General features: G+C 44.9%; 20 protein-coding genes. 5 read left to right on the forward strand and 15 right to left on the reverse strand.

Annotation, left to right across the window (positions count from 1 at the left end; all coding sequences use genetic code 11):
* Positions 1-10: 10 nt before the first annotated feature.
* The 4 genes from ACYX4N_RS05795 to ACYX4N_RS05810 form a co-directional block, all read right to left on the reverse strand.
* Entirely contained in the window at positions 11-1,603 is a 1,593-nt protein-coding gene (locus tag ACYX4N_RS05795) for a DUF4331 domain-containing protein (protein WP_476055907.1), read from the reverse strand.
* Positions 1,604-1,866: 263 nt separating this feature from the next.
* Positions 1,867-2,601 carry an anti-sigma factor gene (locus ACYX4N_RS05800; RefSeq protein ID WP_476055908.1) on the reverse strand — a complete coding sequence of 245 codons (735 nt, stop codon included), beginning with the start codon at positions 2,599-2,601 and terminating at the stop codon, positions 1,867-1,869.
* A complete protein-coding gene (locus tag ACYX4N_RS05805) occupies positions 2,598-3,131 on the reverse strand; it encodes a sigma-70 family RNA polymerase sigma factor (protein WP_105929435.1) in 534 nt (177 codons plus the stop codon). The genes ACYX4N_RS05800 and ACYX4N_RS05805 overlap by 4 nt, the downstream gene beginning before the upstream one ends.
* Before the next feature lie 164 nt (positions 3,132-3,295).
* Positions 3,296-5,356, reverse strand: coding sequence for a TonB-dependent receptor (locus ACYX4N_RS05810; RefSeq protein WP_476055909.1), 2,061 nt, complete (start codon positions 5,354-5,356; stop codon positions 3,296-3,298).
* A 195-nt stretch (positions 5,357-5,551) separates the two neighbouring features.
* Between ACYX4N_RS05810 and ACYX4N_RS05815 the strand changes: the two genes are divergently transcribed.
* Positions 5,552-6,136, forward strand: a complete 585-nt coding sequence (locus ACYX4N_RS05815) for an RDD family protein (protein WP_476055910.1) — start codon at positions 5,552-5,554, stop codon at positions 6,134-6,136.
* A gap of 102 nt (positions 6,137-6,238) precedes the next feature.
* Here the strand turns inward: ACYX4N_RS05815 and lptG are convergent, their stop codons facing one another.
* Positions 6,239-7,300, reverse strand: a complete 1,062-nt coding sequence (gene lptG, locus ACYX4N_RS05820) for an LPS export ABC transporter permease LptG (protein ID WP_474805154.1) — start codon at positions 7,298-7,300, stop codon at positions 6,239-6,241.
* Complete coding sequence (lptF, locus tag ACYX4N_RS05825) at positions 7,301-8,401, reverse strand: LPS export ABC transporter permease LptF (RefSeq protein WP_474805156.1); 1,101 nt, start codon at positions 8,399-8,401, stop codon at positions 7,301-7,303.
* Between the two features lie 263 nt (positions 8,402-8,664).
* Between lptF and pepA the strand changes: the two genes are divergently transcribed.
* Genes pepA through ACYX4N_RS05840 form a run of 3 tightly spaced genes read left to right on the forward strand, consistent with a single transcriptional unit; the run spans position 8,665 to position 13,409 of the window.
* A complete protein-coding gene (gene pepA / locus ACYX4N_RS05830) occupies positions 8,665-10,170 on the forward strand; it encodes a leucyl aminopeptidase (protein ID WP_071817605.1) in 1,506 nt (501 codons plus the stop codon).
* Between the two features lie 6 nt (positions 10,171-10,176).
* Positions 10,177-10,599 (forward strand): DNA polymerase III subunit chi, encoded by a 423-nt coding sequence (locus ACYX4N_RS05835; protein ID WP_025256327.1) that lies wholly within the window; start codon positions 10,177-10,179, stop codon positions 10,597-10,599.
* Between the two features lie 35 nt (positions 10,600-10,634).
* Positions 10,635-13,409 (forward strand): valine--tRNA ligase, encoded by a 2,775-nt coding sequence (locus tag ACYX4N_RS05840; protein ID WP_476055911.1) that lies wholly within the window; start codon positions 10,635-10,637, stop codon positions 13,407-13,409.
* 77 nt (positions 13,410-13,486) lie between these two features.
* Here the strand turns inward: ACYX4N_RS05840 and ACYX4N_RS05845 are convergent, their stop codons facing one another.
* The 7 genes from ACYX4N_RS05845 to ACYX4N_RS05875 form a co-directional block, all read right to left on the reverse strand.
* A complete protein-coding gene (locus tag ACYX4N_RS05845) occupies positions 13,487-14,659 on the reverse strand; it encodes a GGDEF domain-containing protein (protein WP_474805162.1) in 1,173 nt (390 codons plus the stop codon).
* 200 nt (positions 14,660-14,859) lie between these two features.
* Positions 14,860-17,526, reverse strand: a complete 2,667-nt coding sequence (locus tag ACYX4N_RS05850) for a hybrid sensor histidine kinase/response regulator (protein WP_476055912.1) — start codon at positions 17,524-17,526, stop codon at positions 14,860-14,862.
* Positions 17,527-17,574: 48 nt separating this feature from the next.
* Positions 17,575-18,858: an ABC transporter substrate-binding protein gene (locus ACYX4N_RS05855; RefSeq protein ID WP_474805166.1), complete on the reverse strand. Its 1,284-nt coding sequence runs from the start codon at positions 18,856-18,858 to the stop codon at positions 17,575-17,577.
* A 216-nt stretch (positions 18,859-19,074) separates the two neighbouring features.
* Positions 19,075-20,529 (reverse strand): sensor domain-containing diguanylate cyclase, encoded by a 1,455-nt coding sequence (locus ACYX4N_RS05860; protein WP_476055913.1) that lies wholly within the window; start codon positions 20,527-20,529, stop codon positions 19,075-19,077.
* 166 nt (positions 20,530-20,695) lie between these two features.
* Positions 20,696-21,511, reverse strand: a complete 816-nt coding sequence (locus ACYX4N_RS05865; RefSeq protein WP_476055914.1) for a choice-of-anchor H family protein — start codon at positions 21,509-21,511, stop codon at positions 20,696-20,698.
* Between the two features lie 111 nt (positions 21,512-21,622).
* The gene (gene rraB, locus ACYX4N_RS05870; protein WP_474805173.1) at positions 21,623-22,021 is read right to left on the reverse strand and encodes a ribonuclease E inhibitor RraB; all 399 of its coding nucleotides are present in this window, start codon (positions 22,019-22,021) and stop codon (positions 21,623-21,625) included.
* A 32-nt stretch (positions 22,022-22,053) separates the two neighbouring features.
* The gene (locus ACYX4N_RS05875; RefSeq protein ID WP_476055915.1) at positions 22,054-22,779 is read right to left on the reverse strand and encodes a 1-acylglycerol-3-phosphate O-acyltransferase; all 726 of its coding nucleotides are present in this window, start codon (positions 22,777-22,779) and stop codon (positions 22,054-22,056) included.
* Between the two features lie 202 nt (positions 22,780-22,981).
* Here ACYX4N_RS05875 and ACYX4N_RS05880 point away from each other — a divergent pair, with 202 nt between their 5' ends.
* Complete coding sequence (locus tag ACYX4N_RS05880; protein WP_476055916.1) at positions 22,982-24,121, forward strand: HD-GYP domain-containing protein; 1,140 nt, start codon at positions 22,982-22,984, stop codon at positions 24,119-24,121.
* Positions 24,122-24,207: 86 nt separating this feature from the next.
* Here the strand turns inward: ACYX4N_RS05880 and glnG are convergent, their stop codons facing one another.
* A complete protein-coding gene (glnG, locus tag ACYX4N_RS05885) occupies positions 24,208-25,617 on the reverse strand; it encodes a nitrogen regulation protein NR(I) (RefSeq protein ID WP_474805179.1) in 1,410 nt (469 codons plus the stop codon).
* Complete coding sequence (gene glnL, locus ACYX4N_RS05890) at positions 25,607-26,692, reverse strand: nitrogen regulation protein NR(II) (RefSeq protein WP_476055917.1); 1,086 nt, start codon at positions 26,690-26,692, stop codon at positions 25,607-25,609. Before glnL ends, glnG begins: the two co-directional genes overlap by 11 nt.
* Positions 26,693-26,729: the final 37 nt, after the last annotated feature.

The following is a 26,729-nucleotide window of genomic DNA, read 5'->3' on the forward strand; positions in this document are numbered from 1 at the left end:
ATGGATCTCCTTATTCAGAGCCAGCAAGTGGTGTTTTTAGGTAAGGGAATGATGTATCAATCATGCTCGCATCTACAGGCGCGCCATCAGTGAATGGTACATTACCTACACTCGCGTCTTCAGGTGCACAAAGGCCAAGGTCTGTGTCTTCGCCTGCAACTGGAATGGGGTAGCATAAACGGCCCATTACTACGCGAAGCGCAATATCAACCACGTCATCACCAGGGCGACGACCATTTGGGAAGCCTGCTAAGTCATCACCTGCTACACCAAAAGCTGACTGCGATTCTGCTGGTGTTGCTGGGATCCCTGTATTTAGGCGCAGCATTTCAGACGCTGTAACCGTTGCTTGCTGGTTAACGCCAGGGAAGCCAGTAAGGAACGCTGTTACTAAGTCCATACGCGGGAAGTTAGTAGGTGCAAGGGTTTCAATATCCGTACCCAGTGTGGTGTTCACTGCATCTTTAAACAGAATGTTCAGTAATTCTGGCAAAGAAGGGTGAGTGACATAATCTGCAAACTGACCATCTGCACTTGGATGAGAGCTAGAAAATTTGTCTTTATCGCCAATACCAATAACAAGCTCATTCACTAGCGGACTACCTAAACGAGACACTTGTGTCATTGCGCCGCCATTGGTTTCTGGTTTTGCAAACGTGGCATCTGGGTTCAAAATACGCGCTTGCGGCAAACTTGCCGTCGTCCAGCTACCAATTACGCCATTGCCTTCACCGGTAACGCACGCCTTTGGTACTTCAATAGAGAGAGCAGTCACGTTTTTGTCTACTAAGTCATCATTCATAGCACTTTGTGTAATGCCGCCAGGGAAGCCCTCGCCATCGCCTGCACCCGGTGCGCTATCGCCCTCAACAGGTACATAATTGACCAAGTCGAAGGTTTTGCCTAAGTTAACAACGAAGGGGTCTTTGCGCTGGCCAACAAATACTTTGGCCATGTCGTCACAGCCAGGGATGTTGAATGAGTAGATGAAGCTTTCAGCATAGCGTGCGTATTCTGCTTCGCTGGTAAAGGTTTTATTACCGATGTAATCAAGGGGCTTTTTAAACATATCACCCATCGCTGGTGCTAGCGTTGTGCGCGTGCCCGTTTGCATGTCGCCGCTTACCATAGTAAGGCTGTACATTTCAGAGAAGTTCGCTGCGCTTGAATCGTCTGCGCTAATTCCACCTACATTTTTAAGCGGCACTTTCACCATCTTTTGATCGCCTTCAGGGCCTATTGGCAGGGCAATACCTTCGTTATCTGCAGCGAGCATATTGTTAAATTGGAAAACAAAGCTTAAGTCTTCAACCGCGTCGCCGTCGCTATCGATATGGATGGCATAGTGCGCGTTCGGATCCATCGCAAAATAATTAGGGCCACCGTACGCATCCTGCAATGGAATGTAGTTTGCTATGAAAGTCACATAGTCTTCACGGCCTTCTTCATAACTGTTAAAAGCGTAAAAGTCTGTGCTATCTAAGGCTGGGTGACGGGTAATGTTCGGTGCTTCTCTGTGGCTTGATGCAATTGCACCCGCAGTGACGGCGGCGCATGTCACGGCAATAGCCAATGGTAAAGTTTTGCGTTTGAATTGGATCATGTTGGGTCTCTCTGTTTTTTTATGAGTTCAAAAGTTAAACGTCTGAGAATTCATGTTGGATGCAAAAGTTTTTAAAAAAATTAAAATAAAATTTTAGTTAAGTGTAAAAGCAGGTAGTGGGGGAAAAGGAATAACGAAAAAGCGTTAGCAGTTAGAAGAGCAAGAGAGCCCTGAGAGACTACTGGTGAAAACTAAGCAAGCAGCGATAGAAAAATAAAAGGCCACAGATTGTGGCCTTTTGACGGAAAGTTTAGTGTTTAAAACTACACAGACACAATGGGTGCTATGTAAAGTACTTCGGTCGGTGCACCCGTTACCGAGCCACCAGGCGCTTCTAAACTCACTGCCAAAGCCATGATGCTTTGATCTAGCAGTATATCTGGTGTTGCCCTGGTATCTCCATTTGTTTCAGGCATTAGACCAAGGGAAATTGGCGCTTCACCGTTTGCCGGTACCATCCACAGCTCGTAGTCTTTGTCTGCTAGAGCCACGAAAGCATCGGTAACCTTAACATTCATGGTCGTGTCAGATACCTCTATCACCCACAGTGGCGTGTTATCAGCGTTGTTGACTACGGCGATATGGGAAACCTCTGGTGCAGGCACAGGTTGCATAACAAAGAGTAGTACGGCTAACACCATTGCAGCAGCCGTGGATATGAATGACAAGCTCTTCCAGCGTTTCTGCTTTTCTTTCTCAAAGTCAATAACCTCGCCAGACTTACTGGAGGGTTGTGTATCGCTAGCTACGCTTGCGTCGTTAGCGGCTTTATGTCCAAGTTTTACTTGGATGTTTTCCCACACGTTGTCTGGCGGCGTCACAGGCGGGAGCGTCTCCGCAAAGCCGGTTAGATATTGTTCCCATTGGGCCGTTGCATCGCTCACCGCTTGATATTGCATCATTAACTTTTGATAGCGTGTGCGCGCTTTACCTCTGAGGGTACCAACAACGTATTCCGCTGCCAGTGCATTAAGTCGTTCTTCTTTCAAATAATTCATAGTGACAGGCACCTCTGCAAGCTCTGCAAGCCTCGTCTTATCCAGCTTTTAATTGTACCAAGGGGCGAGGCCAAGTGACTCACCACTTCCTGGTGAGACATGCCGTTAACGTAAGCTAAGTGAATGGCTTGGCGCTGAGGGCCGTCTAATTCATCCAAGCACGCGGCTAATCTAGCTTGCTCTGCACCCAGTTTAACATTTTGTGAGCTTTCTACTCCTGATGGTGCATCATCGTTCAGCTCAACTTCATTTCTTACATTGTGATAGCGAATTAAATCCAGCGCTCGATAGCGTGCAATGCTTACCATCCAAGTTAGCACCGTACCTTTTCCTCGCTGATAATTGCCAGCGTTATGCCATATTTTAATGTAAGCATCTTGTGTGGCTTCATCGGCAAGCTCTGGCCGTTTTAGTAGCTTTAAAGCAACTGCATAAAGCTGTGGGCTGGTTATTTTATAAAGCTCTGCGAAGGCTTTTTTGTCACCGTCTGCTGTTTTACACAGCAAAGGGAACAAAGTTTCATGTTCCATCGTTGCTCCTACCTTTTATTGTTATGGCACCATTTTCACAATGAGACTTACTATTGAAAAGTGCGGCTTCTAAGTATTTAAACTAGCACGCTTTTTAAACATTTACATAAAATATTGCGGCGCCAAAAGGGCCTGCGCCGCTGTTATTAAAAACTTCTGCTCGGCTAATATTTCAAGGAAACAGTAAGGCGAACGTTTCTTGGTTCAACCGGGTGATAGTGCAAGTCCTCTATGCCCTCTTCAGGCTCGCCAGGAAGTCTCGACGCATAAAAGTAGTCGATATCATGATCATCACTATCAAGGGCATTTAACACTTCTAAAGTAACGTCCCACATAGGCTGACGATAAGCGACCTGTGCATTCATTAAAAATGTTGATGGCGGCGAAACTTCATCGAAACTCTCCACCGTGCGAGAGCTTAAATAACGACCTCGCAGCGTATAGCTAAACCCAAGCTGGTTTCCGTTTTGAAAATAGGTCAGGCCCGCGCTCACAACGCCCGGAACTGTACCGTCAATATGGCGGCCTTCACCCTCTACGCTGTCGCTGAATCTTGCTTTTGTCCAAGCAGCTTCAATGTCAGTTGTTAAATGATGATTAATCCAGTAGTAGGCACTTACTTCTATACCGTGTCTTTCTGATGGTCGGCTCGCTTCAGTGAAGCCTGCGTCGCCGACATAAACCAGTTCACTATCTAGTTCTAGTCGCCACAATGCAGCGGAAACGTTATAGGTTCTGTTGTCGGTAAAATTAACCCCGGCTTCATAACCAAGAGACTTCACTAATAGCGGTGAAGTTTCGGTTGCATCCCCACTTACCGGATCTACAGTAATAGTTGCACCCCGCGCGTCGTTTGAGTGATAGCCTTGACCGATATTGGCAAATGCGGTGAGCTGTTCCGACAGCAAATATTTAAGACCTGCTTTTAACGTAAAAATACCATCGTCAGCACTACCGCTGTTGGCGTCTAAATCGCTATCTACGTCAACATCTAAGTAATCATAACGACCGCCTAACGACAGGCTTAATCTATCGTTTAGAAAAATATTTGACTGAGCAAAAAGTGCATAGCTGTTGCTCTCTATCGCGTCTTCTCGAACGGTGCCAAACCGAGTTAAATTCTGAGTGCGATACAAGCCTACATTGTCAATATCGTCAAAGCGCCACTGGCCGCCCAAGGTAATACTGCTCCCTTCTGTAACAGCGAGGGGGAGGGTAGTAAATATTTCACCGCCATAGATTTTTCTATCATCAGCTTGTTCGAACTGATCGCCTCGCTCAGGGTTATCGAGGAAGTAAGTGAAGTTAGAAAATAAACTAAGCTCAGTATCTATGGCATAAATAGAGGCGTTCCATGTGTCGCTAGCGTAGTTTGCAGATAAACTATACCGAGAGGATTCACCGCCAACTTGAGTATCGATAGAGCCAAGACGGTCTATTAAGCCGCTTTGAATAGCGCGCTCTGGAACCTGGTCGGCGCCATTCCAGCTATTGTCATAAGCCATGCCTGTTATGGTAAGCTGGCCATCTAGCAAGGGCGTAATATAACGAATGTGTGCGTTTTTCTTTTTTACGTCTTCGTCTACATCAGTCCATGGGCCGTCATAAGTTTGATATTCTAAAGCTGTAACGACACGGCTCTCTCCTGCTTCAAACTGGTTTAGTGCGACGGCGCGTTTGAATCCATATTCACCTAAGCCCAAGAATACCTGGTTGTTTTTAAGGGAATCTCTCAAATTAAAAATTGCGCCGCCTGCGCTAGAAAAATCGCCAATGTTGGCGTAATAGGTGCCTTTGAAGTAGCTAAGGTTGTCGATAAATTCAGGAATGATGAAGTTCAGGTCGCTGTAGCCTTGACCGTGTCCATGGCTTCGCATGTTGACCGGCATTCCATCAACGCTTACGGTGAAATCGGTTCCATGGTCAAGATTAAAACCGCGAAGAAAATACTGGTTGGCTTTTCCTGAACCGCTGTGCTGCGTCACCATCATACCCGGAATAAATTCCAATATTTCACCAGCGCGAAGCATTGGTCGGTCAATCATAGTGTCACCCGACACCCATCCCTGAGAAGCAGAAATAAATTCACCGTCTTTGACCGACGAGTCACCGCGTACCCGAATATGTTCAATATCACCTTCTGGGTCATCGAGGGCGAGTGTGGGCGCAGTTGCGAGTAATATAGCGCTAGCAGTTAGTGTTTTTGCGAAAGTTAATGTGGTCACTTTAAGATTTCCGTTATCCGTTTTAATAACAATAACGAATGAATTGAATGCTTGGATGCATTATTTTTAATAACAGTGCAGTTATCGGTTTATCAATCACTTTATTAAATGACGTTTAGTGTGGCTTATTGTGTTTAAGCTATAGGGCGCTTGTGTCAAAATATGTATTGAAAATGATGATGTGAAGAGATACCCGTGGCAAGACACGATAAGAAAGTTAAGAAAAGGCAACCGGCACCAAAATCGTCGACGACTGCTGAATATGAAAATGCGAGTAGCGCAGACTCAGAAAGTGAAACCCTTGAGCGAGCAGGGTTTGTGCGACGCTTGTTGGCCATGATTTACGATGCGCTAGTGGCTACTGCTGTCGGTATGTGTGCGGCTATGGTGATGATAGTAACCTTGGTGGTTATGTTGAAAAATGGTGCGCTTGATTTACAAGGTTATGCTGAACCCGCTGACCTTATACAAGCATCCTTTGGCTATAAACTGCTTATTCAAACCTGGGTAGGCTTATGGATTGCGGGTTTCTTCTTGTGGTTTTGGCGCAGAGGCGGGCAAACACTTGGCATGCGTGCTTGGCGGTTACGAATTTACAGCACGGTTGAAGAGCCTATGACATGGCCGCGTTTGTTCATTCGCCTTGTCGCATCATTGGGTGGTTTAGGGACATTACTTGTTTTGTTCGATTTTAAAAACAAACAATCTCTACAGGACCGCTTAGCAAAAACAGAAGTGTTGAAGCTGAGCAAAGAAGCGAACGACCACAAAAGTTGGTAGGACACAGCTTGTAGGGCGCTAAAAAATCATAAGAAAGAGGCTGCAACGAGCCTCTTTTTTGTAAGCGTTGAGCGTTTAATTAGCCTATCGCTGATAGCTTTATCAACGTTTAAGCATCACACCTGCGACAGCAGCGAACAGTAAACTCGGTAGTAGAGCGCCCAAGAAAGGCGGCAGCTGATATACCAAACTGACAGGGCCAAACACTTCGTTAAGAATAAAGAAACCAAAGCCCGTGAGTACGCCCATAATAACTCTTGCGCCCATGGTAACGCTACGAAGCGGGCCGAAGATGAAAGACAACGCCATTAACAGCATTACGCCAACAGAAATAGGCTGAAAGATTTTTCGCCAAAGCGCTAGCTCATAGCGCGAGGGATCTTGGTCGTTGTTATCTAGATAGTTTACGTAATCTAGCAACCCAGTGATGGATAAAGCCTCTGGCTTAACGGCAACAATCCCTAGCTTGTCAGGCGTAAGCGTTGAGTTCCATCGCATACGTTCGTTTTCTTCTACCGACACCTTGGTCTCTGAAAACTCAGTTACTTCAACATCGCTTAACCACCAACCGTCGCCATCGAAAGCACTATTTTTCGCGTAGGTAATACTTTCAAGAGACAAGTCAGGATTAAAGCTAAAAATGCTTACGTCTTTAAGCGAGTCTTGGCTAAGTACTTGGCCAATACTCACAAATCGGTCGCCATCTTTTGCCCACACCAGCTTATCGGAAGAAAATAAACTACCGCCTGAAATGGCTTCGGTTCTTATCTGTTTGGCCTTGGTTTCGCTGTATGGAGTAACCCATTCACCAACGGCCATCACCAATAAAATCATCACAAGGGTGGATTTCATGGCTGAGTTGATGATGTTCCAACGGCTCATACCCGCGGCCTGCATTACTACCAGTTCGCTGTTGCTGGCCAATACGCCCATACCGATAAGACCGCCAAGTAAGGTGGCCATAGGGAAAAATTGTTCTAGGTCGCGAGGTAAGCTCAGTAAAACGTAGATAAAAGCGACCAGCATGTCATAGTCGCCTTCGCCAATTTTACGTAGCTGTTCTACAAATTTAATGAGCGCGCTCAAGCCGATAAGTACGCTAAGCGTAACGGTGATAGTACCTAACAGCGTACGGGCAATATATAAATCGAGGATCTTAAACATCTACTTTTTCCCCAATATCCAAGCGCGAAGCTCTGTGCCAGTTTTTCTGTCCCGCACGATTAACATGACTCCAATGACCAGCATGATGGTATGTACCCACCATAAGCCTAATTGTGGTGGCATTTTTCCGTCTTCCAGTACGCGTCTACTTGCAAGCAATAGCAAGAAGTAGCCTAAGTAAAGCAGGATGGCAGGGAACATTTTACCAAAGCGGCCCTGGCGCGGGTCGACTGCGCTTAGCGGCACAGCAATCAGTACTAAAAATGGAATGGAAAGCGGTATGGCAATACGCCACTGAAGCTCGGCTCTGGCTTCAATACTGTCGTCTTCCCACAGTTCGTTAGTAGGCAATACGCTTACCTTACGACGAGTTTCGTCAGCAGGTTTATCGGCAATCTGAATTTGGTATTCGTCAAATTCTACTTTGCGGTAAGCCTTTTCAGATTGTTTGCCTTCGTACTGCACACCTTCTTTTAATACAAGATTTCGGGTACCGTCGGGGTTGTTTGCAACTTCACCAGTTTGTGCATATACAACGCGCACATCGCCTTCGCTATCGTCCGTTTGATTTTGCGATAAAAATACGCGTTGCAGCTTATCGTTGCTATCTACATCGTGCACAAATATAACCGCTTTTTCGTTACCGGTTTGCTGGAATCTACCTGGCATTAGGGCAGAAAGCCCCGCTTCGTTACGGGCTTTTTCACGTAGTTGGTATTCGTTTTCAGCGGCCAAGGGCGCGAAATAAAGAGTGATTGCGCCTGTGACTATCATGATGATTACGGATAAAAACAGCATCACCCGTGTGACGTACCATTCACTGATGCCACAAGCCCGCATTACGGTCATTTCGCTGTCTACATACAGCCTGCCGTGTGCCAGCATAATGCCCAAATAAGCACTGATAGGCAGCACCAAAGATGAGAGAATAGGAGCATATAAACCTAAGAAGCCAAGCACTAGCCCAGCAGGGATATCACCGTCTGATGCGTCGCCCAAAACGCGCACAAATCTTAAGGTGACAAAAATTGCCATTAGGATAAAGAAAATCGCTAACTGAGATTTCAGCGTTTCCTTAAGTAAATAGCGGAATATCAGCATCTCAGCCCTTCCGGAAAATTAGGAATTTTAGTGAAAGAAAGCACAATTTTGTTTAAACTTACCGTTTTTACAAGTTTTGCCTGCAATCATAAACCGTTTGCATGGTGTTTTGACGCAAATTTAACCTATATTCAATAGGTCTGTAAGCGTGAATTGCAGCGAACTAAAAAGTTATGCTGCGTATTAAAACATAAAGCAGCGCGAAACGTTACGTGATTTTAGTCATCGTGCAAACCATAAACGACGAAAAGCGAGGTGATATCGTGGAGTTTAGTGTAAAAAGTGGCAGTCCTGAAAAACAACGCAGCGCATGTATTGTTGTGGGTGTCTTCGAGCCGCGCCGCCTTACGGCAGTGGCTGAACAACTAGACGAAATCAGTGAAGGTTATATCAGCAACTTGTTGCGCCGTGGCGACCTTGAAGGTAAAGCGGGCCAAATGTTGTTGCTACACAACGTGCCAAACGTACTAAGCGAGCGCGTGCTTCTTGTTGGTTGTGGTAAAGAACGCGAGCTAGATGAGCGTCAGTACAAAAATATTATTGCTAAAACCATTCAAACATTGAATGAAACCGGCTCGATGGAAGCGGTGTGTTTCTTAACCGAGCTTCACGTTAAAGGTCGCGATACTTACTGGAAAGTGCGTCAGGCTGTAGAAGCGACAGAAGATACACTTTACACCTTTATGCAGCTTAAAACCAAGAAAGGCGAGCCTCGCCGCCCGCTGCGTAAAATTGTATTTAACGTGCCTACCCGTCGCGAGCTTACTGTTGGTGAGCGCGCGGTTGAGCATGGTTTAGCCGTAGCTCGTGGTTCAAAAGTGACCAAAGACGTAGCTAACATGCCGCCAAATATCTGCAACCCAGCGTATTTATGGCAGCAAGCACAAGAATTAGCAAGCCAGTACGACAGCGTAACCGCCGAAGTAGTAGACGAAACTCAAATGGCAGAGCTGGGTATGCAGTCTTACCTTGCCGTTGGTCGTGGTTCTGCAAATGAAAGCATGATGAGTATTATGCATCACCGCGGTGGCCCAGCTGATCAAGCGCCAATTGTGCTTGTAGGTAAAGGCCTTACTTTCGATTCAGGCGGTATTTCAATAAAGCCTGGTGAAGCCATGGATGAAATGAAGTACGACATGGGTGGGGCAGCAGGCGTATTAGGTACAATGCACACTATCGCGGCGCTTAACTTGCCAATTAACGTTATTGGCGTATTGGCTGGCTGTGAAAATATGCCAGATGGCAAAGCGTACCGTCCGGGTGACATACTAACGACTATGTCGGGTCAAACTGTTGAAGTACTAAATACTGATGCGGAAGGCCGTTTGGTGTTGTGCGACGCGCTGACCTACGTTGAGCGTTACGAGCCAGAGCTAGTGATTGACGTAGCCACGCTAACTGGCGCAGCGATTATCGCACTTGGTCATCACGCAACAGCAGTAATGAGCACGCACAACCCACTAGCTCACGAGCTACTTAATGCATCAGAGCAAAGCTCAGATCGCGCATGGCGTTTACCGCTATGGGACGATTACCAAGAGCAGCTTGAAAGCCCATTTGCCGACATGACAAACCTTGGTGGTCGCCCAGCAGGGTCAATCACCGCAGGTTGTTTCTTGTCACGTTTTACTAAGAAGTACAACTGGGCTCACCTTGATATTGCCGGTACGGCGTGGCGCAGTGGTAAGAACAAAGGCGCAACAGGCCGTCCAGTGCCTATGCTGTCTCAGTTCTTAATGAACCGCGCTGATATCAAGCTAGAGGACTAATCATTTATGCCACAAGTGATTTTTTATCAACTTACCAGCGGTGACAATGGTGTGGCAGGCCGCGCCAGTGAAGTCATTGCCTCAGCGTTTGCTAATAAGCAAAAAATTAGCGTGTTGTGTGATACACAGGCGCAAGCTGAAGAAGTTGATGAATTGTTATGGCAGCTGCCGGCAGACCGCTTTGTACCCCATAACCTTTATGGTGAAGGGCCACAATCGGGAACGCCGGTGGAAATTTGTTGGCAGCCCGAGCAGGTAGCCAGACGACAAATGGTGGTGAACGTGGGTTCCGGTATGGTGCCTTCACCCAATCAGCATCGTCAAATCATCGATTTTGTACCCGTGGACGAGAACGCCAAACAGGCTGCGCGGGTAAGATACAAAAACTATCAGCAAGCTGGATGCAACATGCAGTTTAAATCTGCATAAGTCATTCGCGTTTAGCTTCAATTTGAGAGTGTGTAATGGATAAAACCTTCGAACCGCAGTCCATCGAGCAGCAATGCTATAAGTCATGGGAAGAGGCGGGTTTATTTAAAGCTTCAGGCAGCGGCGACCCTTATTGTATTTTGCTTCCGCCGCCGAACGTTACCGGTAGCCTTCACATGGGCCATGGCTTCCAGCAAACCATTATGGATGCCCTAACTCGTTATCACCGCATGAAGGGCGACAATACGCTATGGCAAGTGGGTACTGACCACGCCGGTATTGCTACCCAAATGGTGGTAGAACGCCAACTTAACGCTGAAGGCAAGACGCGCCACGATTTAGGTCGTGAAGACTTCATCAAAAAAGTGTGGGAATGGAAAGAGCACAGTGGCGGTACTATTACTGGTCAAATGCGCCGTTTAGGTACTTCTCCTGACTGGTCTCGCGAAGTATTCACCATGGACGAAGACCTGTCTAAAGCCGTAACTGAAGTATTCGTGAAACTACACGAAGAAGGCCTTATTTATCGTGGTAAGCGTTTGGTTAACTGGGATCCAGTGCTTCACACTGCAGTATCAGATCTTGAAGTACTAAACGAAGAAGAAGACGGCCACATGTGGCACATGCGCTACCCGTTAGCTGACGGTAGCGGTGAGCTAGTAGTTGCGACAACGCGCCCTGAAACCATGCTAGGTGATACAGCGGTTGCGGTTCACCCAGATGACGAGCGTTATCAAGGTTTTATCGGCAAAGAAATTAAGCTGCCTATTACTGGCCGTTTAATTCCAGTTATTGCCGATGACTATGTCGATCAAGAGTTTGGTACAGGCTGCGTTAAAATTACGCCTGCTCACGACTTTAACGACTACGACATGGGTAAGCGTCACAACCTACCTATGATCAACATTCTTACCGACGATGCGAAAATTAATGATGATGCGCCAGAAGCGTATCGCGGTTTAGATCGCTTCGACGCCCGTAAGCAAATTGTTGCTGATTTAGACGAACAAGGCGCGTTGGTTAAGATTGAGCCGCACAAGCTTAAAGTGCCACGTGGCGACAGAACCAACGCGGTTATCGAGCCATACCTAACTGACCAGTGGTATGTAGCGGTTGAGTCTCTTGCTAAACCTGCGATTGAAGCGGTTGAAAGTGGCGAAATTCGTTTTGTGCCAGAGAACTGGAACAAGACTTACTACCAGTGGATGCACAACATTCAAGACTGGTGTATTTCGCGTCAGCTGTGGTGGGGACACCGCATTCCGGCGTGGTACGACGAAAACGGCAAGGTTTTTGTTGGCCGCACCGAAGAAGAAGTACGTGAAAAGCACGGCCTTGGCAGTGAGGTAACCCTTTCTCAAGACGACGATGTACTAGATACCTGGTTCTCAAGTGCATTATGGCCGTTCGCCACCATGGGCTGGCCAGAAGAAACGCCTGATCTAGAAACTTTCGTGCCGTCTTCAGTGCTAGTAACCGGTTTTGACATCATTTTCTTCTGGGTTGCCAGAATGATCATGATGACCAAGAAGTTCACTGGCAAAATTCCGTTTAAAGACATCTACATTACTGGTCTTATCCGCGATGAGAACGGCGATAAAATGTCAAAGTCGAAGGGCAACGTGCTTGACCCAATCGACTTGATTGACGGTATCGATATTGAGTCACTAGTCACAAAACGCACCGCGGGCATGATGCAGCCTCAGCTTGCAGAAAAGATTGCTAAGCGTACTCGCAAGCAATTCCCTGATGGTATTCAGGCCTATGGTACAGATGCACTACGCTTTACCTTTGCAGCTATGGCGTCAACCAGCCGCGATATCAACTTTGATATGGCCCGTGTTGAAGGCTACCGCAACTTCTGTAACAAAATTTGGAATGCATCGCGTTTCGTATTGATGAACACAGAAGAGCACGATACAGGTCGTGACGGTGGCGAAATGGTACTTAGTATGGCCGATCGCTGGATTTGGGCTAAGTTCCAACAAACGCTAGTTGAGTTTGAAAAAGCGCTTGAAGACTACCGTTTCGACATTGCAGCGCAAACCGTTTACGAGTTTACCTGGAACCAGTTCTGTGACTGGTATCTAGAGCTTACTAAGCCAGTGCTTAACAATGACGCCAGCACCGAAGCTGAAAAGCGCGGTACGCGTCATACGCTTATCAATGTACTTGAAAGCCTGCTGCGCTTATTGCACCCGCTAATGCCATTTATCACCGACACTATTTGGCAGCGTGTGGTACCACTAAGTGCGCTTAAGGTGGAAGAGGGCGCTAGCATTATGGTTCAGGCATTCCCTGAAGTTGATGCAGCGAAACAAGACGACAAAGTACTTGCTGATATCGAGTGGGTGAAGAAGTTTATCGTGGGTATTCGTAATATCCGTGGTGAAATGGATATCTCGCCAAACAAACCGCTTAATGCGCTACTTAAAAACGTAAGCGACGAAGACGCTCGTCGTCTTGATGCGGCTAAGGCATTCCTTGATAAGCTTTCTAAGCTTGAAACCGTAACCATATTAAAAGACGGTGAAGAAGCGCCAGCCAGCGCGACCGCGCTTGTGGGTGAGATGGAAATTCTTATCCCAATGGCAGGACTTATCGACAAAGACGCAGAGCTTGCGCGTATTACTAAAGCCATGGAGAAAATCGAGAAAGATGTATCTCGTACACGTGGCAAGTTGGGTAATGATAAGTTTGTAAGTAACGCGCCAGAAGCGGTAATTGAAAAAGAACGCGGTAAGTTGGAAGAGGGTGAAAAAGCCCTAGCCAAACTTAAAGAGCAGTTCGAGACTATCAAAGCGCTATAGCTAGATACGCTTCATCATAATGACTAAAAACTAAAACGCTGCCATTTGGCAGCGTTTTTTTATGAATATTTTGGTCGCTATACCAACGTTGTTTCTGCTATGACCTCTGGCGACACCCTGTTTCGCCCTGTTTTTTTTGCGTTATACAGTTCTTTATCTGCCCGATTAAACAGTGTATTCCACGTATCTTCGACGTTGCTTGAAGAAGACATACCTACGCTAATGGTTACTTTAATTTCTTCAGAGCCACTGAATATAACAAGCGAAGACACCGATTCTCTCAATCTATCGGCAACGGTAAAAGGGGGCTCAGAATGTCGATTAGAGATAATAACGCCGAACTCTTCTCCGCCTAAGCGACCCACTATGTCACCTTTGCGCAACTGTGCTTGTAGACACTGTGCCACATTTTTTAGCACTCTATCGCCTTCAGGATGACCATAGCTGTCGTTAATGGTTTTAAAAAAATCGATGTCAATTACTAGTAAAGTGAAAGGCCTTTTGCTTTTGGACTTCAACTTTTTCAATACCGTGCGAATAAACGCGCGACGTCCTAACACGCCGGTTAACTCGTCGAAGTTTGCCATTGCTTCCCATTCGCCTTTTTCTTTTGACAGAATAATAAATGGGAGAAGTGCTGAGGTGGCAAGGCAAAGTAGTACGTGGAGCCCTACAGTAACCGTTATAAAAACTTGCAAGTTAGATACTAAGCCATAATAGGTAACACCAGTGGTAAGCCCCGCCCGTATCACCATTATGATAAAGTGAATGAACAGTATGCTTCGTATCAGAACAGAAATACCTTCAATGGTTTTCCATTGCTGTGATTGAAAGCTCTGAAAACAAAATAGAAACATTAAAGCAATAAAAAAGGACGTTGTTGGCTCGACTAATTCAGGGTACCAAGACGCTCCAATCAAAGAGAGAATAGCTATTACAAAAACACGGTTACCTGTGCGTTTGACGGTAGAATGTACACATTGAATGTTAAAACTTAAAAAGCCATGAAGTAGCAAATAGCTGGCCGTTAAATAAAGAAGCCCAGTGAGTGTGCTGAGCACGTTTATACTTGGCGCGAACATAGTGAGCGCGCTGCCGACTAGCCCTAAGCAATACACCAAGCACGATGCGGCCCAAAAGTTGAACGCGACAGGTTCGTATTGGTTTTTCGCCAAGATGCGAAAATATCCACCTACCGCAGCATTTATAGCGAGCGACAGGAGCAACACAATTAAAACGGAACTTGTCATTTTTTCGCCAACAAAATTAGACAAAAGTATTATTAATAATGGCGTTGAATTAAAAATTTACGTAACGATAAAGGTATGGAGGTGAATAAATAAGTTTTTTTTTATATACCTTTGAGGCAAAAGTCTTTTTGAAAAAGAGGTGCTAAGCTTATGCAATATAAGAATTTGTTAATTTATTTAGGGCTCGCTGTTTGTGAACGTCAACTTAAAAAGTTTTTTACCACTGCAATAAGCGACTTCTGCTTTATAGGCTTGGTTAAATAATCATTCATTCCCGATTGAAGCGCGTTTTGTTTATCTTCTTTCATCGCATTGGCTGACAGGCCAATGATAGGTACGGCTGTAAAGCCTTTTTCGCGAAGCAGCTTAGTGGCTTCATATCCATCCATAACGGGCATTTGTACGTCCATTAAGATAAGGTCGTATTGAGGGGCGTTTTCTACTTTTTGTACTGCTTGCTTACCATCTTCAGCGATATCAAACGTAAGTCCCAGGTTTGTTAGAATTTCACCGGTAACGAGTTGGTTTATATTATTGTCCTCTACAAGCAATATGTGCCCTTCAAGTTTTAAGCTATCGGGTTCCTCGTTATATTCTTTACTTTGATAGTTAGCATCTTTTGAGATTATTTGGTGTACAAAACTTTCAAATTGGGCGGGGGTGAAAGGGTGCATAATTAAAGGGCCTTTCCACAGCGAATCATATTTAGACTGCAGGGCACTACCAGCGCTCTCCATCACTAAGCCTACAGACTTTCCGCTTTCTAAAAGACTGTTCAGCCAGCTAATATTTTTCCTAAACGAGCTAAATTCATGAACGTCGACAACAATATGATCAGGGAGAGTAGCAGCATTTTTAGCATTTTCAATTGACATGCTTGATGCTGTCGACAGCTGAATTTGAGAGCAATAGGCTTCTGGGAGTAACGGCGATTCAGTTACGTAAAGGCTATTAGTAGGCAACTGTGGAGAGTTTTGTAATACCCCTGGCTGATTCTTAAATGCTTTAAGAGGAAGTTCAACCTCGAATCTACTGCCTTTCCCCATAGTCGAGGTTGCATCAAGGCGTCCATTCATAAGTTCAGTAAGCTGGCTGACAATGGCAAGGCCCAGTCCAGTACCGCCGTATTTGCGGTTAGTTGAGCCATCAGCCTGTGTAAAAGGCTTAAATATTTTATCGAGCTGTGCTGGGCTCATGCCTATACCTGAGTCGGCAATTCGCATGATGAGGTTTAGTAGGTTACCTTTTTCATTCAAGTTACCGTCAAACTCTATATCTATACGCCCTTGTTCGGTAAATTTCACGGCGTTGTTGCCAATGTTCATAATAATTTGAGCAATACGCAACGGGTCGCCTATAACCTGAGGTGGTATTCTAGGGTTAACCGTAAAATGAACAGATAGATTCTTCTCTTTTGCTCGCAGCGCTATTACGGCGATGAGGTTGTCAAATAGCGAGTGCAGTGAAAAGCTAACCTCTTCTATCTTTAATTCACCTGCTTCAATCTTGGAAAAGTCCAGAATGTCGTTAATTACGCTCAGTAATATTTGCCCAGAGTACGAAGCTTTATCAAGATAGCCTCGTACTGTTGGAGATAGTTCTTGCTGTTGGGCTAGTTCTATCAGGCCAATAATGCCGTTCATAGGCGTGCGTATTTCGTGACTCATATTGGCCAAAAACATACTTTTCGATGCGGTAGCCTGCTCGGCTTTTACTTTAGATTCGGTGATGACCTTGTTCAAGCTTTCTAGCTGAGAGTTCATCGATCTCGCTTCATTTAATAGCTTTTCTGTCTCACGATTCTTATCACTAAACACAAGCGCGGCTTTCGCTAGTTTGCCAATTTCGTCTTTTCGATTGCTGCCAGGAATATTAGAGATTTGTATGCCTTGAGCGAGCTTGTTGAAAACTTCAGTGATAGACCGGATAGGACCAAGGATACGTAAGGTAGAAAAAAGCGCAGCCGACAGAGCAAGTAAAATGGCAAATAGAGAAAAGAGCTCGCCATTGCGTTGTGTACTCTCTGCTATTTGGTAGGTACGCTGGGTTATAACTTCAGAATCGGTACTTACCTTTTTAGCCAGCTCTCCACTTAAATAGAGAAATTCGTTGGCAGAGCCTGCCATAACAACATTAACCAGAAAAAGGTTGCCCTGTGTTATTTGCGTCAGCTTAAAAAAGTCGTTTTTAATTCTATCTATAATGCGCTCAATACGCTGCTGCAGTTCAGGGGAAGCAGCAGATGGTAAGCGTTTCAAAGCGTCAATAGCATCATTAAACGACTGGATGAATTCCATATCAGGCTTCATCAGGTATTTCAGCATCGCATTTTCTGTACGTATAAGAATGACCTTGGCATCGTCTACGAAAGCTGCAGAAACCTTTCCTTGTGCTAAAGCCTTATCTAGCTCACTCCCGAGTAGCGTAATGTCAGACATAGTGCCTTGGTCGATGAGGTTGTCTCTTTCTGAGCGTGCTTCAACAACCTGAGAGAAGTTTTCTTGATAAGCGTTCAAATGCTCTCTCATTCTATTGAGAATTTGATTGCTGTCATCTTTTTGTTCGGCGCGTTCGTTCACCACCGCAAGCTTATCGAGTTTACTGTTGATGGTAACCATCAGGCGACTAAAGCGCGTAATGGCCGACTTACTGGCATTTTCTTTAAATATTAAAACATTGCGCTGAAGGTCGACAACGTCTCGCTCAAGCTCTTTAACTATACCAACATCAATGACGGCTTTCGCAGCAGACGCAACCCCTTCGTTTAAGACCTCTTGGTTTTTTCGTGCCACAAAACCTTGGGCGAGTATCAGCGCGATTAAGGCAACTAACACTGTTATAAGCTGTATCCGGATTGACGATAACATATAAGCCTAAAGAACCTTCTTCCATTTAAGATGTGGTATTACACTGTTTTATGCAGTGATAAATTCGTACCACTTTTGTAAGCTATATTCATAGCTTGGCATAACCGTATTCCAAACTGCAACGTTGCTAAAGCGCTCTTCATAACTACCGCCGGTCCGCTGCGCGCCTTTTTGTACACTCACCTTGCCATCTGGGCCTTTTAGCGGTGTGGAGGCAATTTGCCCTCTATACCAATAGTCCCACTCAGCTTGCGACAAATACTCGGCAGAACGTTGAGGGTTTGAAATGTAATAGCCTTGTCTTGCTATAAATGCACCAGGCCAGCCTGAAAGCCACCAATTCATATATTCGTAAGCTACATCTTTCATTCTTCCTTGGGTAGCAGAAGAAAGGCACATGACGCCGTGCCATCCTCTATACCCTTCTTTAGGGGCTGCAAATGTGACGGGAATATTCTGGCCATTTAGCGCAGAGACCGCTGGGGAGAACATACTTTCAATGGCAACCCGGCCACTTTTCATAAATTCAACAGATTCGGGAACCGATGTCCAAAACCCACTAAAGTGATTCAACTGATTTAACTCTATAAGCAGGTTAAACAGGTCGTCTAGCTCGTATTCCGTGATCGCACCAATATCTTTAAAAGTGATAAACCCTTTAGCTTGTGCTGCTAGCGCTAAATCGAATAGCCCGATAGTAGGGTCGTTCACAATGCCCACTTTTCCAGAAAAATTACGGTCTAACAGCCATCCCCAACTTTCTTCTTGCCCTTTTAGTTCAGCGGGGAGTTTTGAAGTGTCGTAACCAAATGAGTCCACGTTGTGCACATAAGGTAAAAAGCTGATGGTATCGGTGTGCTTCTCACCCAAAGAGCCATCTCCTTGCACATTAAGAATCTTGTGGGGAGCGTCGCCCGCGCCCATGCGAGCGTTTTCAGTGAGCTTACCGGTTTTGCTTAAGTCATTTATTTCTTCCCAATAGCGAAGGCGCTTTTTTTGTATCGGTTGAATAGCCTTCGCACGCCACAGCACGTTAATGCTATTTGACCATTGTTCGTATAAATCAAAGGAGTTGGGATTCATAGAGGCTTTTTGCAAAACAGTGGCACTGCCGCCAGGTTCAAACACTATGTTAATACCTAAGTCTTCGATAGCCCGCTGACGAATAGCCTCCTGTAAAGTAACGTGAGTTCCCATAACCCGAAGTGTTGGCTTAGCTTTACCTATAGCGAAAGGTGTTATGCCGGCTGATAATCCAAACGCTAGACCGCCTTTTAGTAAAGTTCGGCGTGATGCTGAAGAGTCATTGTTTTTAGAAGGCTTAGTAGGCATTGTGAAATTCCGTATAAAGAAGTTCCTTTGATACATTCTGGCACTTATTTCATTTTGTTACCAAAAAAAGTAAGAAGATTGTTGAAAAAGTGGTTGTGGAGGTCGAAGATATTCAACCGTCGAAGGGGGATGGTTTATAAGGATCACTAAGAGGCCTAGTGTTTAACAGCGCGAGCATTTTTAAAGTGAGTGGTATGCGCTTTTTTTTGATGTAGTTTAGAGCGCTTCCCGTGATGTATCGTCCAATGGCTCTGACGCTGAAATTTGTGAAATTTTAGTATCTTCCTGAATGCACTCCACCGTATTTCGGCCATTGTTTTTGGCTTTATAAAGCGCTTTATCAGCATAGGTCAAAAGCTGTTTAGTGCTTTTGTGCTGGAGCTCCTTTGTTTGCACTGCCCCAATACTTACCGTGATTTTATGCCCTTTTAAAAGCGGCTGGGTTTCGTGTAATTTGCTTATTTTCTGCCTTAGTCTATCTAGTATTTGGTAGGGGGAAACCTGACTTAAAAGCACAATGCAAAAAGCAAATTCTTCCCCTCCAATTCTGCCTATTGCGTCTTCGGCGCGAAAAAAACTCTGCATTGTTTGCGCAACGATAGTCAGGACTTCATCGCCAAACCCATGGCCATTGTTGTCGTTTATTGATTTAAAGTGATCAACATCTGCAATGCCTACCAGAACTTCATGGTTGTTGCGCTTGGCAAACATTAAAGATTTAGAGAACGCATCCATAAACGCTCGCCTGTTAGGAATATTGGTTAAGGCGTCAAAATATGCCAGCTTTTCTAATTTCAGGTTTGCATCTCGCAGCTCACTTGTACGTTCGTGAACCAAGTTCTCTAAATCTTGTTTTATTCTTTTTAGCTCTGAATTTCTTTTATCCAGCTGTTCAGACTGAAACTTCATCTCGCTTACATTGCGCTGAACCGCAGCAAAATGCGTAACTTCACCAAAATCGTTTGTTAGAGGGAATATATTCATTTGTACCCAGAACGGTGTACCTGTTTTCGTATAGTTCAGCAGTGTCTCAGTACACGGAATTTGTTCAACAAGGGCTTGGCGAATGCGATCGGTAGAGGATTTGTCTGTTAGGGTTCCCTGAAAAATTCTGGGTGTTTCGCCTATTAGCTCTTCGAAGGAATACTCAGTATGTTTACAGAGAGCTTCATTGGCGTAAATTATCTTAGGCGAGAGTGGGGCATTGAGGTTTTCCGCTTCTGTCACCAAGATCATGTCTTGTGAATTTTGCACAATGTCTTTATAGGAAAAGTCGTTTATTTTCTTGGTGATGTTCGTAAAGTAAACGACTACAAAGGGCGGTGTAATACCGTTCCCGCTATGTTTCTCTGGGTAGGCATTTACACTAAACCAAGCTTTCGTTTCTGTGGTTTTGTCGATAATGCCTACTATTTGATTATCTACAGGTTTACCCGTCGATAGTACGCGAACTACGGGTAATTCATTGTAGGAAATCCGTCGGTTTTGCCTATCAATGAACTCCCACGTCTCAGCATCCATACTTTTGTTTTTAAGCGCCTCAAGACTTAATTTAAGCATCAACAACGCAGCAGGGTTGGCGTACTCCACAGCGCCAGTCGCGTTGTGAATGACCACACCAATTTGCGTGTTTTCTAATAGATTGAACAAGTTAACATTGTTGAAGCTCATTGCACTACACCACTTGAAAGCGTCAGTATGTACCGTTTTTTTGTACATTGGCGAATCAACATCAATTAAAGAGAGGGTTCAACTTACATATTAGACTTTAGTTTAAAAAATAGCCAAAAGCTGTGTTTAAAACAGCTTTTGGCAAGGATAAATGTAAAAGAATAAATTAGTGGCGAGAAGATTTGTTTAAGCGTCGCGTAAGCACAATGCCTCCCAGCAGAAACAATGGAAGTAGCGACCAAGCACCGCCGTGTTCTTCTACTATTACTACCGTATCCTCTACGATGTACTCGTTGTTTTCGCTTTCAAGAGGAAGATAGGCAAGGGCGCTGTCATCATAGGCATCGGTAAATGCCACTAGCTCTTCAGTGTCGGCATCGTAAAGTTCTAGCAGTATGTCGTATTCACCAGGAGGGAAACCAGATACCAATGAGCTTTCGATGGTAAAGGTATCGGTTGAATCTTCTGAATAAATATAAAACTCAGACGACACGTGAATGGCATCGTAAATACCGTCTTTACCTAAATACAATACAGCGTATACCGGTGCTCGAGTAAAGATAGTGTCGGCATCAAATTCAATCGAAAACGTGGAGTGATAGCCATCGTAATCGATATCTTGTTCTAGCGTTACCCAACTTTCATAAATCCAAAATTCATTAACGCTGCTAACTACAATATCGCTTGATGACTTGGTTAAACCTAGGTGTTGTTGATGCTTATTCGTTTGGGCGTGTGTAGTGTGTTGTGCGTTGGCCTTATCTGTAGATTGCTCGACAACACTATCATTGACCAATTCACTCGTGGTTTTTGGCTGTAGTGATTCAGCGGCGGCAAAGGGTTTGTCGTAGCGGAATTCAGTTGAGTTAACCTGTTTTTCTTCTGAACTATTATCAGTATTTGCATGCACAGGTGACAAAAACGCAAGCTGTAATGTGACGATAGCAGAATATGCTGTAAGTGCTGATACTAAGTTTTTCATCTGTCCATCCTTTTCCAATCGATAATGACAGGGTCATTGTTGAATAAAAAAGATGAACAAAAGCTGAAGAGTAACTTAATACCCCTTCAGCTTTATCGGGGAATTTAAGAATTAGTCGTCGAAGTGATAGTCTTCTTCTTCGTACTCGCCTTCTTCACGCGGTTCAAAATAGGTGCCCCATCCATCGTAGGTTACATCGTGTTTGTCGGCAATTTTTAACAGTGCGTCTGAATCAGCATTAAGCTTTTCAATATCTAGCTTTCTTTCTACCACGGCGTCGAAGCAAAAAATGGTTTCGCCGTCATCAAGAATTAGCTCTTCGGCGTCAGTCACCTCAAAGCCCGCTTTAAAGGCATCTACAGCGGCTTTTTCTAATACGTCGAAGTCGGTACTGGCGAAATGGTGCTCAATGGTATAGTCGGCATCTGCTTGACTGCCATCTTCTAGAAGGGCATCAATAGTTTCTTGGTTAAACTCGTACCACTCTTCTCTTTCATCGAACTGGGTCATAATAAACACTCGTTAGCAATTTAGGCGCAAGTTTACCTGCTTTTTTCCAGTTCATCGACCTGTGTATTAAGCACATCAAACTTTTGTTTCATTTCATCATTGAAGTGCACCATCCACTCTTTAATTGTATGTTCTTCGGTCAGTGGTTGAGGCGCTGCAATATCAATCAGCACAATTCCATTGTTCCAGCGGTTCCATTTAACCTTCTTATGCAGGTTGCTCGCTGTAACCATAACAACAGGTTCATTAGTGGTTTTGGCTAAACGAAAAGCCCCTTGTTTAAACGGCAAAATGCCTCTGCCGTAACTTCGGGTACCTTCAGGGAATAGCCACACAGACGTTTTCTTTTTAGCGATGCGGTTAGCGGCAATATCTAAGGTGTTTCGCGCTTTTCCTGAATTTTTTCTATCGATCATGATATTCCCCGACAGCCAATAAATTTGGCCGAAAATAGGGATCCATTTCAAACTCTTTTTACCGATGGTAACTACGCCGGGAAGTGCTGCCTTACAAATTGTAATAACGTCAAAGCTGTTTTGGTGATTAGCGATGAAAACATAGGGCTCGTTCGTTTTTACAGCGGGGTCTCTTTTTATAATAATTTTGAGGCCCACTATTTTAGCCATAAGCGAATACAAACTACCGGCAGCATGCACGTTGTCTTTGTGAAAAGGGCGCACAATACAAATGATCAGCAAAATAATGTTGATTAATAAAAAGGCGATAAATAGTGCCGGTATGCGAAATAAAGCGATCAAAACAACTCCTAGATACAATTGACGCGCGCAGTATAGATGAAGTTTCAGCGTACACTTGTCCGATGAGTTTTTACAGCGTTTAGATCTAATTTGGTCATTACTTGTGAAAGCTCTTTTTTATCGCCTTTAGTATGAGGAAATTTTGCCGATACCGAATTACAATAATAGAAAGCTTAATAGAACCTAACTCGGTATTCATTACATGCAGACATTTACTCCAGACGACCTAGAAGAAGATATTCTTGCTGACCTTATGGAGGAAATTAACGAACTCTATGAATCAAGTGAGCAAACTTTGATTGAATTAGAGCTTCGGCCGGAAGATAACGAGTTGCAACGGGCCCTGTTTCGTTCAATCCACACTATTAAGGGCGATTTAGGCTTGGTTAATTTCTCTCCTATGATCCCCCTTTTGCAGCATGTTGAAGATTTACTCGATTATTTGCGCAAAGGGCAGGTGGCATATACCAGCACTATGAGTGATTTGGTACTTCTTACCATGGACAGGGTAAAAGCCTTTGTCGAAGCTGTAATGGCTGACGGTAAGGCCGAGTATGATGACAATCTTCACAACCAGCTAGTGCTGGCTATCAGTCGTGTTACGCCTGACAATTCTGCTGAACATGAAAAACGTCTTACTGAAGCTGTGTTGTTACTCAACCCTGCGTTAGACATTGTCGCTGACGGCGACGACCCTGAAAACGTGCAAATAAAGCCGCCCACATTAGCTGCGACAGGTATACCTAAAGACATTAGCAGCGAGAAGAAACAAGATATTTTGTTTTTCCGCGATCTTATGCAAACCATTGAGCGGCGTTCTAACTATTGGGTTGGACGAGGTGATCGCATTGCTAAGTTGGCCATGTACATTAACGATGTCGCTGAAAATCCAATTGACGAAGACCAGCTGGCGGTAGCCAGTTACGTTCATGATTTTGGCATGGCCTTCATGCCGTTAAAGCTGCTGCATAAAGGCGATGAATTGACTGATATCGAGTTTAATCTGATGCGATCTCATGTTTACAAAAGCGCCCGTTTGTTAGAGCACCTAGATCAATGGGACATGGCACGTAAAATAGTGATGCAACACCATGAGCGCACGGATGGGACCGGTTATCCGCTAGGCATAAAAGAAGACGATATCTGTGAAGGCGCGAAGCTACTTGCCATTGTCGATACCTACGATGCAATGACGCACCCCAGAGCGCACAATGAAGATAATGTGCTTTCCAAAAAAGAAGCGGTGATCGAGATAAATCGCAGTGCCAAAGGACAGTTCAGTATGAAGTGGGTGAGGCTGTTTAATCAAGCTATGACTGCGCTTTTGACTAAAGGGCAGTAAACGCTGCCCTTATCTTGCTACGTGATGTTGGCTGAGAGCCTAATTCAGCTAAAGGCTTCTCAGCTACTTCAAGAAGCGAAGCAGGTTTAATTTACCCCTAATTCCTTTAGTTTACGGGTAAGGGTATTTCGCCCCCAACCTAAACGCTTAGCTGCATCTTGCTTGTGACCATGCGTGTGCTGGAGTGCTCGCTCAAGCATAACGCGTTCGAAAGTAAGCATAGCGTCGTTAAGAATATTATGGTGACCATCGCGTAGTTGTTTGTCGGTCCAACTCGCAAGTAATTCTGGCCAATCACCCGATTCGGCACTAGGTTTTTCGATACTGCTATCGCTGTGAATTTCTGGCGGCAGATCGCTCGGTAAGACTTCTTGTCCACTCGCCATCACCGTTAACCAGCGGCACACGTTTTCTAACTGCCGTACGTTACCCGGCCACGGTAACTGAGACATAACGCGCTCAGCTTCTTTTGAAATGCTTTTTGCTTCCACATCAAGTTCTTTGGCTGCTCGGCGAAGGAAGTGACGCGTTAACAAAGGAATATCTTCTCGGCGCTCGTTCAGCGATGGAAGGTGCACACGAATAACGTTTAGGCGGTGAAATAAATCTTCCCTAAATTTTCCTTCAGCAACGCGCTGCTCTAGGTTTTGGTGGGTTGCTGCAATAATGCGTACATCAACGCTTACCGACTGATGGCCACCTACGCGATAAAACTGACCATCCGCGAGTACTCGCAAAAGGCGGGTTTGCACATCTAACGGCATATCGCCTATTTCATCTAAGAAAAGTGTACCGCCGTCAGCTTGCTCAAAACGCCCTTGGCGTGCCGCTTGTGCACCGGTAAAGGCGCCTTTTTCATGACCAAACAGTTCAGATTCTACAAGATCTGCAGGTATGGCCGCCATATTAAGCGCAATGAAAGGCTTACTCGATCTAGGGCTGTGTCTGTGAAGTGCGTGCGCTACCAGTTCTTTACCCGTACCTGATTGGCCGTTGATAAGCACGCTTATCGAAGAACGTGAAAGTCGACCTATAGCACGGAAAACTTCCTGCATAGCAGGTGCTTCACCAATTATCTCGGTTACAACGTCTTCAACTTGTGATTTGGATACCGTCGACTGCTCTCTTGCATGAGCAAGGGCGCGCTGGGTTAAGGTTACCGCTTCGTCAATATCAAAAGGTTTTGGCAAGTATTCAAATGCCCCTTTTTGATAAGCGTTTACCGCACTGTCTAAATCCGAATGCGCCGTCATAATGATAACGGGAAGCAACGGATGGGAAGCGTGCACCTCGTTCAGTAATGTCATGCCGTCCATTTGTGGCATTCTTATGTCTGAAATGATGACTTCGGGGGCTTGGCCGCTTTGAAGTTGAAGCAATAAATCTTCAGGGTTTTCAAAACTCAAGCAGCTGATGTCAGCGGCTTGTAAGGCCTTTTGCAGCACCCAACGAATAGAACTGTCATCATCGACAATCCACACAGACTCATTCGTCATCGTCTGTCTCCTTACGATCTATTGGTAGGTAAATTACGAACTCAGTGTGACCAGGGTAGCTGTCTACATCTATTTTGCCGCCGTGGTGGTTAATAAGGGTTTGTGAAATAGACAAACCCAGCCCAGAGCCATTTTGTTTACTTGTGACCATGGGATAGAAAAGTGTGTCTTTAATTTCAGCGGGAATACCCGGGCCGTTATCTATAATTTTTATTTTTGCTACCAGCGCATGACGTTTTGTTTGAATCGTCATCTGGCGCTCTATTCGCGTAACTAGCCTAATTTCTGGGTTAGGGGTTTGGCTCTCGGTTAAAGCCTGAATACTATTCCTGACTATATTGAGCACCGCCTGCTGAATCATGTCTGGGTCTAGTAAAAGTGGTGGTATGCTAGGGTCATAGTCGCGAACTATGGTTATAGGGTTGTCTGAATCAAAACGCATAAGACTACGTATTTTTTCAAGTGCTTGATGCACATTGCTTTCTTCGAATCTAGGCAGTGAATTCGGTCCTAGCAAACGGTCTACCAGGTTGCGCAGACGGTCAGACTGCTCAATGATCATACGGGTGAATTCTTTATGTTCTTCCGACAGCTCCTTTTCTAAAAGCTGCGCCGCGCCGCGAATGCCACCTAGTGGATTTTTTATCTCATGCGCTAAACCACGTACTAGCTCTCGAGCCGCATAATGTTGTGCGTTTTGTAAGTTTTCGCGAGAAATTCGTTTTTGTTGATCAATCTTTTTGACTTCGAACAGCAGTCGAGGGCCATCGTCAAAGTGTAAGTTGGTAACGGTCAAATCGGCAGAAACATAGCGGTTGTCTCTGAACGCTAGCTTAATTTCATTCTCGGTAAAGTCTTCACCTTTTCTAATGGCCGCTTTTAGTCGGGTAGTCTCTATTGTTCCCGGTAAGAAAAAGTCTTGAAGCGGGTGCCCGATAAGTTGCTTCAAGCCTGTTTCGAACAAAGCTTCACCCGAGTGGTTAGCGTAAACAATGGTAAGTTTGTTATCTACCATTACCAACGCTGTGTTTAGGCTATTTATAAGCTGTTGTGTTTCTAACTCGGTGGAATGCATCCGAGCTCGTCTCCTTTGCACTATAATTGTGCATTGT

The sequence above is a fragment of the Alteromonas sp. ABH4_452 genome (genome assembly GCF_056311825.1).

Excerpts from the sequence above, each read along its gene's own strand:
- ACYX4N_RS05795 (WP_476055907.1), bottom strand. The coding sequence starts at position 1,603 with ATGATCCAATTCAAACGCAAAACTTTACCATTGGCTATTGCCGTGACA.
- ACYX4N_RS05800 (WP_476055908.1), bottom strand. The coding sequence starts at position 2,601 with ATGAATTATTTGAAAGAAGAACGACTTAATGCACTGGCAGCGGAATAC.
- ACYX4N_RS05805 (WP_105929435.1), bottom strand. The coding sequence starts at position 3,131 with ATGGAACATGAAACTTTGTTCCCTTTGCTGTGTAAAACAGCAGACGGT.
- lptG (WP_474805154.1), bottom strand. The coding sequence starts at position 7,300 with ATGTTTAAGATCCTCGATTTATATATTGCCCGTACGCTGTTAGGTACT.
- lptF (WP_474805156.1), bottom strand. The coding sequence starts at position 8,401 with ATGCTGATATTCCGCTATTTACTTAAGGAAACGCTGAAATCTCAGTTA.
- ACYX4N_RS05835 (WP_025256327.1), top strand. The coding sequence starts at position 10,177 with ATGCCACAAGTGATTTTTTATCAACTTACCAGCGGTGACAATGGTGTG.
- ACYX4N_RS05840 (WP_476055911.1), top strand. The coding sequence starts at position 10,635 with ATGGATAAAACCTTCGAACCGCAGTCCATCGAGCAGCAATGCTATAAG.
- ACYX4N_RS05845 (WP_474805162.1), bottom strand. The coding sequence starts at position 14,659 with ATGACAAGTTCCGTTTTAATTGTGTTGCTCCTGTCGCTCGCTATAAAT.
- ACYX4N_RS05850 (WP_476055912.1), bottom strand. The coding sequence starts at position 17,526 with ATGTTATCGTCAATCCGGATACAGCTTATAACAGTGTTAGTTGCCTTA.
- ACYX4N_RS05855 (WP_474805166.1), bottom strand. The coding sequence starts at position 18,858 with ATGCCTACTAAGCCTTCTAAAAACAATGACTCTTCAGCATCACGCCGA.
- ACYX4N_RS05860 (WP_476055913.1), bottom strand. The coding sequence starts at position 20,529 with ATGAGCTTCAACAATGTTAACTTGTTCAATCTATTAGAAAACACGCAA.
- ACYX4N_RS05865 (WP_476055914.1), bottom strand. The coding sequence starts at position 21,511 with ATGAAAAACTTAGTATCAGCACTTACAGCATATTCTGCTATCGTCACA.
- rraB (WP_474805173.1), bottom strand. The coding sequence starts at position 22,021 with ATGACCCAGTTCGATGAAAGAGAAGAGTGGTACGAGTTTAACCAAGAA.
- ACYX4N_RS05880 (WP_476055916.1), top strand. The coding sequence starts at position 22,982 with ATGCAGACATTTACTCCAGACGACCTAGAAGAAGATATTCTTGCTGAC.
- glnG (WP_474805179.1), bottom strand. The coding sequence starts at position 25,617 with ATGACGAATGAGTCTGTGTGGATTGTCGATGATGACAGTTCTATTCGT.
- glnL (WP_476055917.1), bottom strand. The coding sequence starts at position 26,692 with ATGCATTCCACCGAGTTAGAAACACAACAGCTTATAAATAGCCTAAAC.